Origin of the sequence: Micromonospora foliorum (assembly GCF_022229015.1) — a bacterium.
Lineage (GTDB): Bacteria > Actinomycetota > Actinomycetes > Mycobacteriales > Micromonosporaceae > Micromonospora > Micromonospora foliorum.
This window is the reverse complement of sequence record NZ_JAKKFF010000467.1, coordinates 42,233-59,307: the sequence shown is the minus strand read 5'-3', so window position 1 is coordinate 59,307 and position 17,075 is coordinate 42,233. Positions and strand designations below refer to the sequence as shown.

Genomic DNA, 17,075 nt, shown 5'->3' with positions numbered 1-17,075 from the left:
CTGCGCGGCGGCCCCGGCACCGGCCGCGTTCGGCAGGTGGGCGCCGAGACCCGCCGGCAGCGGCAGCAGCGGCAGGCCGGCGAGCAACCGGTCGATCGGCAGCAGCGTCGTTCCCAGCCGTCCGCAGAACGCGCAGTCACGGACGTGCCGAGCCAGTCGCTTGCGCCACAGCGAGCTGGGAGTGCCGTCCCACTCGGCGGTCACGGCGCCCAGGTCCGGGCAGCCGGGGCGGGCGCGGAGCGCGCGTACGACGCCGCGGGCGCTCTGGATCTGCTCCTTCATCCGGTGGATCCGCACCGCGACGTGCCCGGGCGACAACCCGAGCGCGTCGGCGACCTCGTTCCGGGTGATCTCGCCGGTCTCCTCCAGCCACCACAGCGACAGCAGTTCCTGGTCGTCCGGGTCGAGCCAGCGGGTGGCCTCGGCGACCTCCCGTCGCTGGTCGGTGAGGCCGAGCCGGAGGATTGTCATGCCCGCGAAGTCGGAGGCGGGGTCGGGCACGTTGTGGATCGCGTCGAGCCCGGCGTCGCGGTTGAGCGCCACGCGGCGGCGCGTCTCCCAGTCGCGCACCTGGCGGATGGTGATCGCCACCAGCCAGGACCGGTATGCCGCCGGGTCGTTGAGCGCGGGCAGGTACCGGATCACCCGTACCAACGTCTCCTGGACCACGTCGTCGACGTCGGCGTGCCCGCGCAGCGCGCGCCCGACGATGTTGTAGACCAGCGGGAGCGAGGCCGCGACGACGTCGTCGAGAGCGCGCTGGTCGCCCTGCCTGGCCGCGACGACCAACCCGACATCGGGCAGTGCTCGACCGGCTGACGACATGGGTCTCACTCCTCGTGTGCTCATCCGCGCGGCGCCCACGCTGGGTGCGCTGACCGCCCTCAAGATCGGAGACTCGCGGCAGCGGGTGGGATTACAGAATTCCCGGGTGGCCGGTTCGCCACAAGCGACGCGGGTCCGTCGGCGGCGCATACAAGGTGGCGACGCCGGGTATGGTGCGGGGTGTCGGTGTCGCCGGGTGCTCGCCCGTGCACAGGACACCAGCATTCGGGCGCCAGCGTGTGCGCCGAAGCGTCACCAGGTCGCACGGCCGACGTTGCCGAGGCCCCAGACGCACCCCTCTCGTAGAGACAGGATCCCTGCATGACATCGAACGACAACGCTCGACCTGCCCTGTTCCTCGCCACGTCGAACGGCGACGGGCTGGACGGGCCCGCGGTGACCTTCGACAGCAGCGAGGAGGCCATGCGGCAACTGCGCCACCCGTTCGCGGTGACGCCGGCCCAGCCGGCCCCGAGCGCTGTCGACGCCTCGGACCAGCGCGGCTGATCCCAGCGCGCTGACTCTTCGCCGAAACGCCTGGTCTCATACTTTCGGCTAGAAATTAGTCGGTCTTTCGGGTAGTGTCCGGGTCATCAAGTGAACGACATGACGCGGTGGCGAGGCCCGTGATCGTGGCCTTGCGACAGCGCACCTTCGCCCGTACGTGCGCCCCGGCGGTAGCCGGTTCGGAGACCTTCCGGTCGACTCGATCGACGGGCCTGCGGGAAGGACCACCCACATGGCCACCATCGTCGACAACGCGATCAGCACCCGCACCGAGCAGCGCGGCAGCGACCAGAGCCCGGAAGACCTCCTCGCCGCCCTGGCGGCGACACCGGCGGACGACCCCCGCCGCCCAGCCGTGCGGGACCGCGCCATCGAGGCGTGGCTGCCGCTCGCGCGGCACCTGGCGCGCCGCTACGGCGGACGCGGCGCACCCGACGACGACCTGGCCCAGACCGCGTTCGTCGGGCTCATCAAGGCCGTGGACAACTTCGACCACAGCCGAGGTGTCGACTTCAGCGGGTACGCCATTCCCACCATCATCGGCGAGATCAAGCGGTACTTCCGGGACCGCACCTGGGCGGTGCGCGTGCCCCGCCGCCTCCAGGAGCTGCGTCTGTCGATCAGCGCGGCGAACAGCGCCCTGACCCAGACCCTCGGCCGCTCGCCGACCGTCGCCGACATCGCGTCCCACCTCGACGTGACCGAGGAGACCGTCCTGGAGGGGCTGGAGGGAGCGCGCGCCTACCGGGCCACGTCGCTGTCCACCCCGACCGGGGCCGACGGCAGCCGGGAACTCGGGGACACCCTCGGCGACGACGACCGGTCGTTCGATCTGGTCGAGATCCGCGTCGCCCTCGGCCCGGCCCTCGCCACGCTTCCGGCACGTGAGCGGCAGATCCTGAGCCTGCGCTTCCACGGCAACCTGACCCAGGCCCAGATCGCCGACCGGATCGGCGTCTCGCAGATGCACGTGTCCCGGCTGATCACCCGCTCGCTGGCCGCGTTGCGCCTCCAGCTCAGCGAGGACATCGCCGCCTGAGCCCGGTCAGAGTTGGATGACGTGGCCCACCCGTGGCGGCGTACGACCGGCGAGAACGTCGAGCCACGCGTGTTGCAGCGCCGCCGGGCCGGCACCCACCCGGACGTCCAGCCACCCGCTCACGACGGCGGCGAAGCGTTGCCAGGCCTCGGTGAACCGCTGGTCGAGCCCGTCGCGGCCCCAGTCGTGGCTGCGCTTGCGCATCTGCACCGGCGCGAAGAACACCTCCTCGGCGGCGTCGGCGTTCGGCGTCTGGTTGGTGAGCCCGACCGCGACGTCCCGGACGAGCCGGTCCCCGAGGCGCCGACGCAGGGCGGCACGGGTCGCGGGCGCGCCGGACAGGTCGAGGTAGACGGTCGGGACCACGTCGAGGGCGTCGATGTCGTCGTACGCGACGACCTCGTCGTAGCAGCCGAGCGACCGGGTGAACGCCAGGTTGCCGGGTGAGGTGAGACCGACCAGGCGCGGCCCGCGCCCGTGCAGCTCGAACGCGGCGGCGTACGCGGTCTTGCTCGACGCCGACGACACGAGCAGCGCCTCGGCACCGTGGAAGTCGTTGTCGACGACCTGGTCGGCCAGCATGAACGAGGTGAAGAACAGCGGCCGGAACAGGATCAGCAGATCCTCCTGGTCACGCTGGTACGCCGGGTCGCCGCTGGTCGACCGGTACGCGTTGTACGGCGACGGCAGCTCGGCCCGGTGCGGGCTCGCCTCCCGGAACCCGGACGCGTCCACCCGGTCCGGCCGCACCACGAGGTGACCGGCGGGCGGGAGGTAACCGTAGATCCGTTGCCCCACCTCGACCCCGGCCACCGCCGAGGCGACCACCTCGGCGAAGCCCCAGAGCGGCGGGAGGCCCCACTGCGGCCCGAGCCCCTGCGCCGCCGGCGGAAAGAACCGCCAGTAGCGCATCGAGTCGCCGAGCACCGCGTAGGTCACGTTGTTGGCGGTGAGACCGACGCGGTCCACGCGCAGCAGCGCCTCGCCCTCGGCCACGGCGGGGGTGGAGCCATCGACGAGCGTGGTCTGCCCGAGGTCGTCACGCGCCACGGCGAAGGTCCATGAGTCAGCCATGAGGTGACGCTAGACAGCCCCGCAATCGGAGACAAGTGCACTGCGAGTGCAAAATCCCACTGCGGGGTTCGCGGCTCGGCGACGCGGCGGGCGCGCGATTAGGGGCCGGTGCCGGCGGCGAGGTCGCGGAGGTGCGCGAGCGGCAGGTGCGGTGGCCGCCACTCCACGAAGAGGGCCGTCGCGTCGTCCTCGAGCTGGTCGTCCTGGTACCCGACGACCGCGTGGACCAGACGACGCATCGTCTCTGGGCTGGGCAACCCGTCGTTGAGAGCGCGGTTGACGAAGTCGACGAGCCGGTCCAGCCCGAACTGCTCCCCCTCCGCGCTACGCGCGTCGGTGATGCCGTCGGTGTAGGCGAGGATGCGGTCGCCCGGGTGCAGATTCTCCTCGTGCACCCGCGGTCGGTGCGGGGACAGGTGACCCAGGCCGAGCGGCAACATGGTCGGCCCCGGCAGCTCCCGAACGGCCTTGCCGTCGCGCAGCAACATCGCACCGGGATGCCCCGCGTTGATGATGCTGAGGCGCCCGGTCCGACGGTCCAACTCGATCAGCAAGCCGGTCGCGAAGAAGTTCGGGTGCTCGGATCGCACCCACCGGTCGATGCTGATCGCCGTGTCGACCAGGTCGAGGCCGCACCGACGGGCGTTGCGGTACGCGCTGACGACCAGCGAGGCCAGGGTGCTGGCCTTGATGCCGTGCCCACAGGTGTCGAAGAGCCCGACGCTGAGCACGTCATCGTTCAACGCGTAGTCGAAGATGTCGCCGCCGACGTCGTAGCACGGTTCGAGGATGGCGGTGACCACCAGATCGTCGGTGGCGAAGGTCAGCGGCGGGAGCAGGCCCCACACGATCTCGGCCGCCACCTGCATCGGCATCCGCCGCCGCATCCGCTCGACCACGTCACCGTAGAGCCGGCGGTTGACCAGGATCTGGGCGATGTTGACCGCCACCTCCCAGGCCGGACCGTCCATCTTCTGGTCGGCGGCGGCCGGCGAGACAATCTCCAGTACGCCCATCCGCTCACATCCGAGCAGCAGCGGCACCCAGACCCGGTCCGGGTTGTCGGGCGCGCGCTGGATGTCGAGGGTGGTGAAGGCCCGACCGGCGAGCGTCGTCTCGATCGGCAGCTGGTCCCGGTCGAGACCCGCGCCGAGCAGTGGCACGAGCAGGGTCTGCCTGTAGTCGGCCAGGTAGATCACGATCTCGCTGGCGTCGATCGCGGGCGCCGCCCGGGCGACCAGCTGCGACACCTCGTCCGGGCCGCCCCGGGGCGCGTTGAGCTGCAACCAACGCACCACCTCGCCGACGTCCGCCATGCTCCACCTCCCCCTGCAGCTCCTCCCCGCATGCAGGAGCACGTAGTGCGAGCGTGAGGCTACCTCGCCCGTCGCGCACCTGGCGTATGCCGAGTCGTCTCCTTGCCAGCGCGCGTCGTGCTCGTCAAACCGTCGGCGCTCTTTCGTCCCGATTGCCCGATGGTGGGGCCTCGACCATCGCGCTCAGGAGCGCGGACAGCGGCACAGTGGCGAATCCCACCCGCGCGTCGCTCGCCCCGTACGGCACCCACAGCTCACCGTCGTGCAGGAGCGCACCGCAGGAGTAGACGACGTTCGGTACGTACCCGTCCCGGTCGTTCTCGTCGGGTGCGAGAAGCGCACCGGGCAGGTGGGCGACGACCCGCTCGGGTGTGCGCAGGTCGAGCAGGAGCGCACCGATCGCATAGCGACGCATCGGCCCGACACCGTGGGTGAGCACGAGCCAGCCGACGTCGGTCTCGATCGGTGATCCGCAGTTGCCGACCTGAATCAACTCCCAACTCTCGCCCGGCGCGTGCAACGGGGTCGGGGCCTGCCAGCGGTTCTCGCCGTCCAGGGCGGTCAGGCCGATGGTCTCGCCGTCGGCACGGCACAGGGCCAGGTGCCGGCCGCCGACGGTACGCGGAAACAACGCGAGCCCCTTGTTTCGGGCGCCCGGCCCGCGCATCGGGGTCATCTCGAACCGGCGCAGGTCGTCGCTGGCCAGTGCGCGGGTGGCGATGTTCCGGCCGTCGTAGGCGGTGTAGGTGGCCCGGTACACCGGCCCGGACTCATCGACGAAACGAACGAACCGCGCGTCCTCCATGCCGTTGCTCTCCGCCGGGGTGGCCGGCCACAGCACCCGTTGGTGCAGGACCGTGTCGGCGGGGAAGGCGGTGGCGTAACTACCGGCGTTGGTACGACGCAGTTGTTCCACGGTCCCCAGCCCGGTGCTACGCGAGAGCAGATCGGGTGGCAGGTTGCCGAGCACCCGCTCGAAGGCGGCCTCGTCGTACCACTCGGGCAACGCGTCAAGCACCGTGGCCGCGACCTCGTTGTCGCAGTCCTCCTCGGCCAGGCCGGCAACGAGCAGGTCCCGGCGGTGCCGTACGCCCGTCCGCTGCCCGACGGCCAACGGCCCGGTCCGATCGGCGATCGTGAGCTGTTTCCCCGGTCCGACGATCGCGCTGGCGAACCCGATGGAGGACACGTGGCCCTCCCCGACCTGGCGCAGGCTGACCGCGACGCGCAGCTGCCCGGGGCCGAGATCGGTCTGGTCCGGGTGGGTCACCATCGACGGGTTGCACAGGGCGGCGGCCTCGACGGCGTACTCGTGGCTGAAGTAGGCGCCGACCAGCAGCCGGCTGTTCGGCGAGAGGTCCCGGGCCCGCGCGGCGCGGTGCCGGACCAGGTCGTAGTGGTGGTGGAAGGTGCCGGCCAGGTCGCGGTGTCGGGCACCGAACCGGTCCAGGGTGTCCCGCAGCAGCCGGGCGGTCTCCTCGTCGTCGAGGCGCGCGACCCGGTCGATGAGCGCCTGCGCGCGGGTCCGTACCACTGCGGCATCCTCACCCGGCACGAAGAGCTTGACGATGACGCGGCGTGGATCCGGGGTGAGGGTGACGTCCTGCCGGACGGCCAGGCTCCGGGTCACGACCACCGCCGGGCGTGCTGGAGGGTGGAGATGAGCGCGAGGGTGGACTCGGCTCCCTGGTTGAGGTTGGGCCCGTGCGCGGTCAGCCCGTCGTAGCCACCGCCGGTCGCCGGATCCCACATGGGCGTGCCGAGGTCGTTGTCGCCGAGGAACCACCCGACCGCCTGCCGCACCTCGTTGTCCCACTCCGGGTCCCCGGTCACCGCGGCCGCCGTGGCGCAGGCATCGGCGAAGGCGGCAACCTCGATCGGCTGCTGGTCGTGCCGCGGCCGGACGGCGCCGCGCCGCCAACCCCCGGCGGGTACGACCGACAACCGCCCGTCACGGAGCTGGACATCGCGCAGCCAGGTCAACATGCGCAGGCCGTCGTCGAGAGGTGGACCACCCTCGCGAAGCTGACTCGCGGCGATGACCACCTCGGCGAGGGCGGCATTGGCGTACGTCAACTCCTGCCGTGGCCACGGCCACCCGGGATCGGAGCCCGGGGGGCCGATCGTGCTGGCCGCGTCCGCCAGCAGGGACGCGGCGGCGACATGGCCCGGGTGACGACGGAGCACCTCGACCGCACCCAGTGCGGCGAAGGTCATCGTGTGCGGGGCCTTGGCCCGCCGGCCGGCACCCCGGCTGAAGGCGACCAGCGCCTCCTCGCGTACCCATGGGGCGGGGCTGCGGGCGGCGGCCGTGCCCAGGCCCCACAGGGCCCGACCCCACCAGTCGCCGAGCCCTGGTTCGTCGACCCAGCGGCGATCGTGCCCGAGCCGGTTGCGGAACGCGCCGCCGGCGTCCTGCGCGTGGGTGAGGAACGCCAGGTATCGCTCCGCCAGCCGGAGCAGTTCCTCGCTCGGCTCCGGCTCGCGGCTGACGACCACCAGGCCACGGGCCACGTCGTCGGTGCAGTAGCCGTGCTCACGCCGGACGATGGCGTGCCGTGCGTGCTCGAACAGACCGGTGTCGTCGCTCAGCCGAGCCAGGTGCGCGAAGCTCGGCGCGGGTGCCGTCGCCCAGCGCCCACCCGTCGACATCCGGGGGCGTCCGGTGGTCGCCGTCACGCCGGCACGGCGCTGGCGGCCGGCGAGCGGGCGTCGACGAGCTGTTCGGCGAGGGCGTCGTAGCGGGCCGCCACCGCAGGCCAACGCAGGTGCGCGGCCAGTGGACGAACCCGCCCGGCCAACCGGGCGGTCAGGCCCGGTTCGATCAGGACCCGCCGGATCGCCTTGGCCAGCGCCGCCGGGTTCTGGTGGGGTACGACCAGACCAGGCCCACCGGTCAGCAGCTCGACGGCGTGCGGGAACGCCGTCGCCACGACGGGCACCCCGGCGGCAACCGCTTCGATGAGTACGCCGGAGGTGACCTGTTCGCGGGAGTCGTAGGGCAGGACGACCACGTCGGCGGAACGGATCAACCGACCCAGTGCCTCCTGGTCGTGGTAGACGTCCTGGTAGTCGACAGCGTGCGCGACGCCCAACTGGGCACCGAGCTGGTGCAGCCCGGCCCGGTACGCCTCACCGTGGTGCTCGATCACCTTCGGGTGGGTCCGCCCCGCCACCGTGTAGGTCGGAGTCGGTTCCAGATCCTGCAACCGGGCGAGGGCCCGCAACGACCACTCGATGCCCTTGCCCGGCCCGAGCAGCCCCCAGGTCAGCAGGTGCGGGCGGGTACGCCGGTCGACGGGTACACCGGCGAGTTCGGCCGCGCCGTGCGGGATCACCGTCACCTTGCCCGCTGGCACGGCGTACCCGACGAGCAGCCGGTCCCGGGCGGTGTCGGTCATCGTGACGACTGCACCGGCGGTCGCCACGATCTGCTCCAACAGGGATTTCTGCCGGGCCGAGGGCTGGCTGAGCACGGTGTGCAGGACCACGATGCTCGGCACGCTGAGCCGCCGCAGCAACGGCAGGACCTCCTCGCCGTCGGTGCCGGGGTAGATGCCGTACTCGTGCTGGACGATCGCCACGTCGTACGCGTTCAGAGCGGCCGCCGCCTCCCGCCAACCGGCCGGGTTCCGCGCCGACCAGGTGTGCACCACCCCGGGAACGGGCCGCTGGTCGTCGCCGTGATCGGTGACCCGGACGATGCCACCGCGGGTGCCGTCGGCGGTCAACTGGGCGGCGAGGGCCGCGTTGAAGGTGGCCAGTCCGCACCGGGTCGGTGGGTGGGTGCTGAGGAATCCGTAGCTGAGCATGAACGTCGGGCCTTCCGGTTGTCGGCCACCGCAGGAGTACGGGGTGGGCCTCACGCGGGAACGGCGCACGCCGGTCAGCGTGTGTGACCGGCGGAACGGAGAGCGGTGCGGTTCAGTCAGTTGCGGAGGAGCTTGTCGTAGACGGCGAGATAGTCGGTGACCATCCGGTCCGCGCTGAAGCGCTCCAGAGCCCGCGCCCGACACTCCACCCGATCGAGGCCGGCGACCCGGGTGATCGCTTCGACGGCCTGGTCGACGGTGGAGACGAGGAGACCCGTCACCCCTTCGTCGACGACCTCGGGCATGGACCCCCGCTTGTAGGCGACGACCGGAGTGCCACAGACCATCGATTCCACGACCGACAGCCCGAACGGCTCGTCGAAGGCGATCGGGTGCAGCAGTGCGGCGCTGTCACCCAGCACCTCGGCACGCCGTCGCGGACCCACCGACCCGAGGAAAACGACCTGATCGCCGTCGATGTGCGGGGCAACCTGTTCGGCGAAGTACCGCTCGTCCTGCACGATCCCGCAGATGGTCAGGGGTCGGCCGGCGCGGCGGGCGATCTCGATCGCGGTGTGGGTGCCCTTGTCCGGGTGGATGCGGCCGAAGGCGGCCAGCCCCGGACCGGCCTCGCCGGTGAACGGCAGTCCGCCGACGTCGACGCCGTGGTACACCGTGGCCACGTAGTCGAGCTCCGACGCCCGGTCGGCGTCGGAGATCGACACGTACGACGAGCGGGCTCGGCCATAGGCGGGCAGGATCCCCGCGCCGGAAAAGCCGTGCACTGTGGTCAGCAGCGGCGCGCGGCAGTGTTCCGCGAACGCCAGGGGCAGCCAGTCCAGGTGACTGTGCACCAGGTCGAACTGCGCCGAGCGGGCCATCGCGTGGGAGACGTGCATCGCCTCCCACACCCGACCGTCCAGGTCGGGGTCGTCCGCGTACCCCCGTGGGCAGACTCCGTCGAGTTGGGCGGATGTGACGGAGTCGAGTGTCGCGAAGAGCGTCACATCGACCCCGCGGCTGACCAGCCCCTCGGCGAGCAGGCCGGTCACCTGCTCCCACGGGCCGTAGTGGTGTGGGGGCGTACGCCAGGCGACCGGTCCGAGCAGCGCAATCCTCAAGGGGAGGACGCGTCGACGAGATCAGCTGGGTTGAGGTTCAGAGTGGCGAGCAGCCCGGAGTGCTTGGCCGGGTCCACGCGCTCCGGCAGCTCGCGCTCGACCCAGTCGGCCCGGGCCTGCTGGCCCCGGTCGCGAAGTGCGGTGACGATCCGGTCCCTGGCGATCCTCATCTGGTACTCCCCTGGTTAAGGTGTTCAAAACGATCATTCGCACGGACAGCGGTGCGCACGCGCGGTTGGATCCGGACCACCAACCGTTCCGACCGTGATGACGGGCGAACCCGACGGCCGGGACGTGGTCGGCGATCGGCCAGCACGACCAGCGAGTCGCGGCGACGGGGATGACGTTCGGTAACGCCCCTGATGGGCTGATGGCGACGGCGTCTGGCGGCCACCGGGGTCCCGGGCGACATGTTCACCGTACGCCCTCGTGACGTGCGGCTGCACACGCACGGGCAGCCGGGCCGGTCGGAAGGGGCCGCGCAGCCGCCTGGATCCGGCACCTCGACGAGTCCGGTGCACCGGCTTTGCCCGAGTTGTCGCCTGGATCTCACTAGGATCGAAGGTCCGGAGCACGTAGGCGGGCACCTGATGACGACCGACCAAGCGGTAGGGCTGACCCGCGAGGATGAGGGGCCCCAGCGGGCGACCCTGCTGGAACTCTTCCTCGATCTGGTGTTCGTCGCCGCGCTCGCCCTGACGTCGCGAACCCTGGCACAGCGTCTCGACTGGGTCGGGCTCTTCGAGACCGTGGTGCTGTTGATGGCCATCTGGTGGGTCTGGGCAGCAAGCGCCCTGGCCACCGAGCTCCAACACCTCGGCCACCCACCGATCTTCGCCGTGACGCTCTGGGTCATGTTCGGGACGATCCTGATGGCGGGGGCGCTGCCCGAAGCCTTCGCCGGGCACGGGCTGGTCTTCGCGGGCGCGTACGTGGCGATCCAGGTGGGACGTGGCACCTTTCTCGTGGCCGCGCTGGGCGGTCGGATGGAGCAGCAACGCTCCGGTCGGTTGATGTTCTGGTTCGCCGTGTCCGCCGTACCGTGGCTCGCCGGTGCCTTCGTCAGCGGTCCGGCCCGGGGCCTGCTGTGGACCGCCGCGCTCGCTGTCGACTACGCGGCCGCCTGGCTTCGTTACCCCGCACCGCGGATCGGTCGTCTACCCACACGCCACTACGCGGTGGCGGCCGACCACCTGGCGGAGCGCTACCAGCAGATCTTCACGCTCACTCTCGGCGATCTCATCCTCGTCATCACCCTGACCTACGCCGCCCACGACCTGACCATCGAGCGGACGGCGGCACTCCTGATCGGGTTCGCCACGACCGTGCTGCTGTGGCAGATCTACGTCCACCGCGCCGGGGCCCTGCTGAAAGCCGCCATCGAGGCTTCCCGGGATCCGGGCGGGTTCGTACGGTCCGCGCCCAACACCCACCTCCTCATGGTGGCCGGCGTCGTGGCCGCCTCCGCCAGCTTCGAGGCCATCATCAGCGAGCCCGCCGAGGAGACGTCGCCGTGGTTGGCCGGCGTCCTCCTCGGCGGGCTCGCACTGTTCCTGCTCGGACGCGCCCGGTTCGAGTACGAGGTGTTCAGCCGCGTGTCGCCGTCTCGACTGCTCGCGCTGCTCGCGTTGGCGGTCGCGGGACCCGTCCTGGTGCTGACCCCGGCACTGGTGGCGGGCCTCGCCGCGGCCCTGGTGCTCGCCGGAGTTGCCGTCACCGACAGCATCCGGGCCCGCGGAAAGCCGCCCGAACCACCAATGCCCTCGACGTAGTCGCTGATCAGGGCTCCAGCACCACCTTGCCGGCCCGACTGCGGTTCTCGGCGAACACCAGTGCCGCGGAGACCTCGCTGAGGGGATAGCGGGCGGCGATCTGCGGCACGATCACGCCCTGCAGCAGCAGGTCGAGCACGATGCCGAGGTCGGTGCGCAGGCGACGACGGAACGCGGCACGGCGGGTGAGCTGACCGGCCCAGAAGTTGTAGAAACCGGCCCGGTGGCCGTTGGGCAGCGCGTTCCAGGTATAGAGGCGGGTCAGCAGCTTCACGAAGACCCACACGACCGACTGTCCGGTGCCCACGGCGGCGGCGTTGCCGTAGACGACCAGCTTGCCACCGGGGGCGAGCAGGGCGTACGAGGTGCGTACGCCCGGGCCGGCGACCGGGTCGAAGACGGCGTCGACGCCACCCGGCGACAGCTCGCGGACCCGCGCGGCCATCTCCGGTTCGCGGTAGTCGAGCGGTTCGACGCCGAGTTCGCGCAGCCCGGCGTGGTGCCGTGCGGCGGCGGTGCCGATGACCCGCAGGCCGAGGTGCCGGCCGAGTTGGACGAGCACGCTCCCCACGCCGCCGTTCGCGCCGTGCACGAGGATGGTCTGCCCCGCCGTCAGGTCGGCGTCTCGCAGCATCTGCCAGGCGGTCACCCCGTTGACCACGACGGTCTCGGCCGCGACGGGGTCCAGACCCAGGGGTACGGCGGTCAGGGCGTCGATGTCGACAAGCGCGTACGTGGCCCAGGCACCGGTCTTGGTGACCGCCGCCACCCGGGTGCCGACCAGCGTGTCGTCGCCGCCGGGACCGACCGCCCGGACGGTGCCGACGAGGTCGTAGCCGGGCACGAACGGAAACTTCGGCTGGCCGGGGTAGAGAGCGTGGCGCATCTGCTGCTCGGCGAACGAGATGCCGGTGGCCTCGACCTGGATGAGCGCCTGCCCCCGGGCGGGGACGGGCATCGCGCGCCGGTGCAGCAGGAGGCCGTCGGGCTCCACGATTCCGGGCAGCACCACTTCGGTGATCGTCGTGTCGGTGGTCATCGGGGTTCTCCCTTGTTTGTAAGTGGGCACTCACACACTTATTGGGCTCGAAAAGTGGGCCGCCGAAGCGGCCCGGCAACGGGGTCGGTCAGGGGTGGCGAATGCCGGCGGTCAGGGCGCGAGCCCAGGGCTCCGGGACCTGCTCCAGGCCGGCGGTCACGATCAGGTGACAGAGCTGGCCGTACGCGAAGAACTGCTGCACCTGTGCGTCGCTGGCACCGGCCCGACTCTGCACGAAGGTCGCCACCCGCCGGTAGCCGGCGCGCACCGCCTCGGCGATCTCCGGGATATCCGTGACGGCCTGCGCCTGCACTTGGAAGAGCAGAAGATCACGATCGGCGATCAGCTCCGCGTAGGCACCGCCCATGGCGTCGAGGATCTCCTCCGGGCTGTCGCCCCCGGCGCGCTCCGCACCCGCCTCGATCGCCGCGGCGATCCGGTCGAAACACGCTCCGGCCGCCGCCACGAACAGGCCGAGCTTCCCGGAGAAGAGCCGGAAGACGTACGCCTCGGAGATGCCGGCGGCGGCGGCCACGGCGGTGACCGGGGTGGCGTGGAAGCCGGCGCGCGCGAACACCGACACGGCGGTGTTCAGGACGGTGACCCGGCGGGCCTCGGCGGTGGATCGCATGTTTGTAAGTGTGCACTCACAAACAAGCACCGTCAAGCCCGCCGCTCGACCAACCTGTATTCCTACTGGTGGTGCGGCCGGTTGCGGATGAGGGTGAGCGCGAGCACCGCAGTGACGAGGAAGACGACACCGTTGATCCGCAACCCGGCCTGCACACCGGAGGTCAGCGCCTCGGCGATCGCCGCCCGGACCGGGTCCGGCAGCGGTTGGTCGCCGTTGGCGCCGGAGGCCACCGCCGCCTGCACGGCGGTACGGGTGGGTTCGCCGACCTGGTGCGCGGCGAGCCGGTCCGGCAGGTCGGCCACCATCGTGGTGGTGAGGAGCGTGCCGAGCAGGGACGAGCCGAGCACCGAGCCGACCTGGCGTGCGGCGTTGACCGCACCGGAGGCCATGCCGGCCTGGGCGGGCGCGACGCTGGCCAACGCCGCCGCCGTCGCCGGGGCCACCACCAGACCGCTGGCCGCGCCGAACAACACGAACAGCGCCCAGCGGTCACCGAACGACGTGGTCGGCCCCTGGTTCGCCAGCGCGAAGCTCGCGACCGCACCGAGGACCAGGCCGAGGGTCAACGGCGCTTTGAATCCGGTACGACGGATCGCGCGCCCGGCACCGAAGGCGACCAGCACGTAGGCGCCGAAGAGCACCAGCATGCGCCAGCCGGTGTCCAGCGGGCTGAGCGCCTGCGCACGTTCGTGGAAGAGGACCAGCAGGATCGCCACTCCGGTGAAACCGAACAGCGACACCGCGCCGACGACCATGACGGCGCTGAACGACGCGGACCGGAACAGCCGTACGTCGAGCATCGGCGCGCTGGTCCGCAGCTCGACCAGGACGAACGCGACCAGCGCGACGGCCGCGACGACCCAGGCCGCCGACACCACCGGGCTGGTGTAGCCGACCTTGCCGCCCTGGATCAGCGCGTAGACGGCGGCCGCGATGGCGACGGTGCCCAGCAGCAGTCCGGGCACGTCGAGTCGGGCGGCGTTCGGCCGGGACTCGGCTACCCCGACGACGGCGACGACGAGGGTGACCAGGCCCAGCGCGATCGTCGACAGGTAGACGCTGTGCCACTGGTAGTGCCGCAGCAGGGTGCCCGCGATGAGCGGGCCGATCGCGAGCCCGATGCCGGACGCCGCCGACCAGGCGGTGATGACCTCGGTCCTTCGGTGCGGGTCGGTGAAGGTCGCGCCGAGGATCGCCAGGCTGTTCGGCAGGATCAGGGCCCCACCTAGACCGGCCACCAACTGCCCGACGATCACCCAGGCGACGGTCGGAGCGCCGGCCACGACGCCTGCGCCGACGATCATCGCGACGACCCCGGCGCCGAACATGCGCCTACGCCCGTAGCGGCTGCCCAGGGTGGCCGCGGACAGCACGACGCTCGCCACCATCAGGGTGTAGGCACTGGGGATCCAGACCAGGGTGGTCGGGTCGACCCGCAGGTCCCGCTGGATCGTGGTCAGCGCGGAGACCGTCGCGGTGATCTGCAGGAACGTGATCATCGCGCCCAGACACATGGCGATCAGGGTCACCGGGCGGGAGCCGCGCAAGGATGAGCGGGCGGCGCCGGCCGGCCCGGGCGCTGCCGGTCCGGGCGGGTTAGGTCCGGGTGGGGTCGCTCCCGGTGGAGTCGAGGCTGTGGCGCTGGTGGTCACTGAAGATCCTTCAGGCTGGTGGTCTGACTTGCGTTTGCTGAAGTCAGCACGCCCCAGTGAAGCACCTGGCTAGCCCTCACGCAAGTCAGGTACGCTGGACGGCATGGAGGACCTACGAGACGATCGCGAATCCTGGACGAGCGAGAACTGCTCGGTAGCCCGGGCGATGGACATCGTGGGCAGCCGGTCGACGGTCCTGATCATGCGCGAGGCCCTGCTCGGCACCCGCCGCTTCGACGACTTCGTCCGCCGGGTCGGCGTCGGCGAGCCCGCCATGGCCGCCCGACTCAAGGAGATGGTCACCGCCGGGCTGCTCGAACGAATCCCCTACCGGGAGCCCGGGCAGCGCACCCGCCACGAGTACCAACTCACCCGCAAGGGCCGCGAACTCCTGCCCGTCATCACCGCACTGCGCAACTGGGGCGACACCTGGGCCGCCACCGACACCGGCCCCTCCATCGTCACCACCCACCACGGCTGCGGCGAGCCGATCCGCGCGGTGCTCCGCTGCGCCGCCGGCCACGAGATCGCGGACGGCGACATCGACATCATCGCCGGCCCGGGCCTCGTCCGGCGCGACTGAACCTCCGGCCACGGCCGAGCCAGCATCCCTGCCGCCACCCAGGTCGCGCGGTAACCCCCCGGTCCGACAACCCTTCCTGGCCACGAACCTTCGCCGTGCCCGCCGCCGGGCCTCACCACGCACCCTGCGGCACTGTCTCGCATGCCATGCCGCGGGCCCTGCGGCCTCGCACGCCCCATCGCCCCCAGGTGCGGCATCTCGCGGCATCTGGGACGCCGTCTCGCACCCCTCACGTACGCCGCCCCGCGTCGCATCGCCGAAACGTTTACCGAAGGGCCACCCGAAGCCGCAGCGGAAGGTTCGAGCAGTGACGGCATTCACCTGCGACCATCCTCCGAGCGGAATTGCCGGCATGTATCCAGCCGCGGCGCGGCCTGCCAGATACACGCCGGCCGCCGTCAATCCAATCGATCATGATGACTGAAAGTGTCGTACACCTGTTCTAGTCTCGGGTCGTGGTCGAGGAGTTGGCGCAGGCAGACGACTCGGTCGCCGCCTGCGTCGACGCCCCGGCCTGGGCCCTCCCGGAACATGACCTGATCGCCGCGCTCGACGCCACACACCGCCTCGAGCAACGCCTCGCCGCCGTCAAACTCGCCCTGATCCGCGAGGTCGACGGCCGGGGCACCGCCCGCGCCCAAGGCGCCTCCAGCACCGCCGTGTGGCTGCGCGACCGCCTGCGACTCACCATCCCCTCCGCCCGCCGCCTCGTCGACCTCGCCACCACCCTTGACACCAGTAACCCCGGCATCCGACAAGCGCTGGCCGACGGCGTCATCAGCCTGGACCAGGCCCGGGTCATCGCCGACACCGTTGAGACCGTGAACAGGTCGGCCGACGCCGAGACCGCCGACAAAGCGGTCGGTGTGCTCACCGACTGGGCCCGGCAGTTCGACCCCACCCACCTGCGCAAACTCGGCACCCGCATCCTCGACCACGTCGCCCCCGACGCCGCCGCCCAGGCCGCACTCGACGCCGAAGCACGCCGCGCCGCCCACGACCTCCACCTCACCCTGTCCGAGCAGACCGACGGCCGCCTCCGACTCACCGGCACCCTCGACACCGAAACCGCCGCCCTGCTCCGCGCCGCCATCGACCCACTGACCACCCCGTCCGGACCAGACGACACCCGATCCCCCGGGCAACGCCGCCACGACGCCCTCGCCGAGGTCTGCCGACTCACCCTCCGAACCGGCGAACTGCCCGACAACGGTGGCGACTCCGCTCAGATCGTCATCACCACCACCTACGACGCGCTCACGGCAAAGCTCGCCGCAGGCACCCTCGACACCGACCTCAGCCTGACCCCGGACACGGTGCGTCGACTCGCCTGCGACGCCACCATCCTGCCCGCCGTCCTCGGCGGCACCGGCCAACCACTCGACGTCGGCCGACAACGCCGCCTCATCACCGGACCACTGCGCCGCGCCCTCGTACTCCGCGACCGCGGCTGCGCGTTCCCCGGCTGCGACCGACCACCCCGCTGGTGCCACGCCCACCACATCCAGCACTGGGCCGACGGCGGCCCAACCAGCCTCACCAACGCCGTACTGCTCTGCGGCCACCACCACCGCCACCTGCACCACAGCGACTGGACCGTCCAACTAGCCGGCGACGGCCACCCCGAATTCATCCCACCCACGTGGCTCGACCCCGAACAACTCCCCCGCCGCAACCACTACCACCGACGAACGTAGGAGC

16 protein-coding genes are annotated in these 17,075 nt (G+C 71.3%); 5 read left to right on the top strand and 11 right to left on the bottom strand.

Annotated features, from left to right (window positions below):
• Positions 1–825: RNA polymerase sigma factor (locus tag PSH25_RS28230; protein ID WP_238661927.1), on the bottom strand; the 825-nt coding region annotated here is incomplete at its 3' end.
• Positions 826–1,146: 321 nt separating this feature from the next.
• On the opposite strand from PSH25_RS28230, the gene PSH25_RS28225 reads away from it, so the two are divergent.
• Positions 1,147–1,332, top strand: a complete 186-nt coding sequence (locus PSH25_RS28225; RefSeq protein ID WP_238661926.1) for a hypothetical protein — start codon at positions 1,147–1,149, stop codon at positions 1,330–1,332.
• 232 nt (positions 1,333–1,564) lie between these two features.
• Positions 1,565–2,371, top strand: a complete 807-nt coding sequence (locus PSH25_RS28220) for a SigB/SigF/SigG family RNA polymerase sigma factor (RefSeq protein WP_238661925.1) — start codon at positions 1,565–1,567, stop codon at positions 2,369–2,371.
• Positions 2,372–2,377: 6 nt separating this feature from the next.
• Here the strand turns inward: PSH25_RS28220 and PSH25_RS28215 are convergent, their stop codons facing one another.
• The 7 genes from PSH25_RS28215 to PSH25_RS28185 form a co-directional block, all read right to left on the bottom strand.
• The gene (locus PSH25_RS28215; RefSeq protein ID WP_238661924.1) at positions 2,378–3,445 is read right to left on the bottom strand and encodes a DUF2855 family protein; all 1,068 of its coding nucleotides are present in this window, start codon (positions 3,443–3,445) and stop codon (positions 2,378–2,380) included.
• A 98-nt stretch (positions 3,446–3,543) separates the two neighbouring features.
• Entirely contained in the window at positions 3,544–4,761 is a 1,218-nt protein-coding gene (locus tag PSH25_RS28210) for a PP2C family protein-serine/threonine phosphatase (protein WP_238661923.1), read from the bottom strand.
• 124 nt (positions 4,762–4,885) lie between these two features.
• Positions 4,886–6,391 (bottom strand): glycoside hydrolase family 130 protein, encoded by a 1,506-nt coding sequence (locus PSH25_RS28205; protein ID WP_238661922.1) that lies wholly within the window; start codon positions 6,389–6,391, stop codon positions 4,886–4,888.
• The gene (locus tag PSH25_RS28200; RefSeq protein WP_238661921.1) at positions 6,388–7,440 is read right to left on the bottom strand and encodes a glycosyltransferase; all 1,053 of its coding nucleotides are present in this window, start codon (positions 7,438–7,440) and stop codon (positions 6,388–6,390) included. The genes PSH25_RS28205 and PSH25_RS28200 overlap by 4 nt, the downstream gene beginning before the upstream one ends.
• The gene (locus PSH25_RS28195) at positions 7,437–8,573 is read right to left on the bottom strand and encodes a glycosyltransferase (RefSeq protein WP_238661930.1); all 1,137 of its coding nucleotides are present in this window, start codon (positions 8,571–8,573) and stop codon (positions 7,437–7,439) included. Before PSH25_RS28195 ends, PSH25_RS28200 begins: the two co-directional genes overlap by 4 nt.
• A gap of 116 nt (positions 8,574–8,689) precedes the next feature.
• Complete coding sequence (locus tag PSH25_RS28190; protein ID WP_238661920.1) at positions 8,690–9,694, bottom strand: glycosyltransferase family 4 protein; 1,005 nt, start codon at positions 9,692–9,694, stop codon at positions 8,690–8,692.
• The gene (locus tag PSH25_RS28185) at positions 9,691–9,864 is read right to left on the bottom strand and encodes a hypothetical protein (RefSeq protein WP_238661919.1); all 174 of its coding nucleotides are present in this window, start codon (positions 9,862–9,864) and stop codon (positions 9,691–9,693) included. Before PSH25_RS28185 ends, PSH25_RS28190 begins: the two co-directional genes overlap by 4 nt.
• Positions 9,865–10,284: 420 nt before the next feature.
• Between PSH25_RS28185 and PSH25_RS28180 the strand changes: the two genes are divergently transcribed.
• Positions 10,285–11,466 (top strand): low temperature requirement protein A, encoded by a 1,182-nt coding sequence (locus PSH25_RS28180; RefSeq protein ID WP_238661918.1) that lies wholly within the window; start codon positions 10,285–10,287, stop codon positions 11,464–11,466.
• A 7-nt stretch (positions 11,467–11,473) separates the two neighbouring features.
• On the opposite strand, the gene PSH25_RS28175 is transcribed toward PSH25_RS28180, so the two are convergent.
• From PSH25_RS28175 to PSH25_RS28165, 3 genes are all read right to left on the bottom strand, one after another.
• Positions 11,474–12,505, bottom strand: coding sequence for a medium chain dehydrogenase/reductase family protein (locus PSH25_RS28175; RefSeq protein WP_238661917.1), 1,032 nt, complete (start codon positions 12,503–12,505; stop codon positions 11,474–11,476).
• 88 nt (positions 12,506–12,593) lie between these two features.
• Positions 12,594–13,136, bottom strand: coding sequence for a TetR/AcrR family transcriptional regulator (locus tag PSH25_RS28170; RefSeq protein WP_238661916.1), 543 nt, complete (start codon positions 13,134–13,136; stop codon positions 12,594–12,596).
• 62 nt (positions 13,137–13,198) lie between these two features.
• Positions 13,199–14,668, bottom strand: coding sequence for an MFS transporter (locus tag PSH25_RS28165; RefSeq protein ID WP_238661915.1), 1,470 nt, complete (start codon positions 14,666–14,668; stop codon positions 13,199–13,201).
• A 226-nt stretch (positions 14,669–14,894) separates the two neighbouring features.
• Between PSH25_RS28165 and PSH25_RS28160 the strand changes: the two genes are divergently transcribed.
• Both PSH25_RS28160 and PSH25_RS28155 read left to right on the top strand, forming a co-directional pair.
• A complete protein-coding gene (locus PSH25_RS28160) occupies positions 14,895–15,374 on the top strand; it encodes a winged helix-turn-helix transcriptional regulator (RefSeq protein ID WP_238661914.1) in 480 nt (159 codons plus the stop codon).
• Positions 15,375–15,829: 455 nt separating this feature from the next.
• Positions 15,830–17,071: an HNH endonuclease signature motif containing protein gene (locus PSH25_RS28155; protein ID WP_238661913.1), complete on the top strand. Its 1,242-nt coding sequence runs from the start codon at positions 15,830–15,832 to the stop codon at positions 17,069–17,071.
• The last annotated feature ends 4 nt before the right edge of the window (positions 17,072–17,075 follow it).

Coding starts and splice junctions, on each gene's coding strand:
- PSH25_RS28225 (WP_238661926.1), top strand. CDS start 1,147: ATGACATCGAACGACAACGCTCGACCTGCCCTGTTCCTCGCCACGTCG.
- PSH25_RS28220 (WP_238661925.1), top strand. CDS start 1,565: ATGGCCACCATCGTCGACAACGCGATCAGCACCCGCACCGAGCAGCGC.
- PSH25_RS28215 (WP_238661924.1), bottom strand. CDS start 3,445: ATGGCTGACTCATGGACCTTCGCCGTGGCGCGTGACGACCTCGGGCAG.
- PSH25_RS28210 (WP_238661923.1), bottom strand. CDS start 4,761: ATGGCGGACGTCGGCGAGGTGGTGCGTTGGTTGCAGCTCAACGCGCCC.
- PSH25_RS28195 (WP_238661930.1), bottom strand. CDS start 8,573: ATGCTCAGCTACGGATTCCTCAGCACCCACCCACCGACCCGGTGCGGA.
- PSH25_RS28185 (WP_238661919.1), bottom strand. CDS start 9,864: ATGAGGATCGCCAGGGACCGGATCGTCACCGCACTTCGCGACCGGGGC.
- PSH25_RS28180 (WP_238661918.1), top strand. CDS start 10,285: ATGACGACCGACCAAGCGGTAGGGCTGACCCGCGAGGATGAGGGGCCC.
- PSH25_RS28175 (WP_238661917.1), bottom strand. CDS start 12,505: ATGACCACCGACACGACGATCACCGAAGTGGTGCTGCCCGGAATCGTG.
- PSH25_RS28170 (WP_238661916.1), bottom strand. CDS start 13,136: ATGCGATCCACCGCCGAGGCCCGCCGGGTCACCGTCCTGAACACCGCC.
- PSH25_RS28160 (WP_238661914.1), top strand. CDS start 14,895: ATGGAGGACCTACGAGACGATCGCGAATCCTGGACGAGCGAGAACTGC.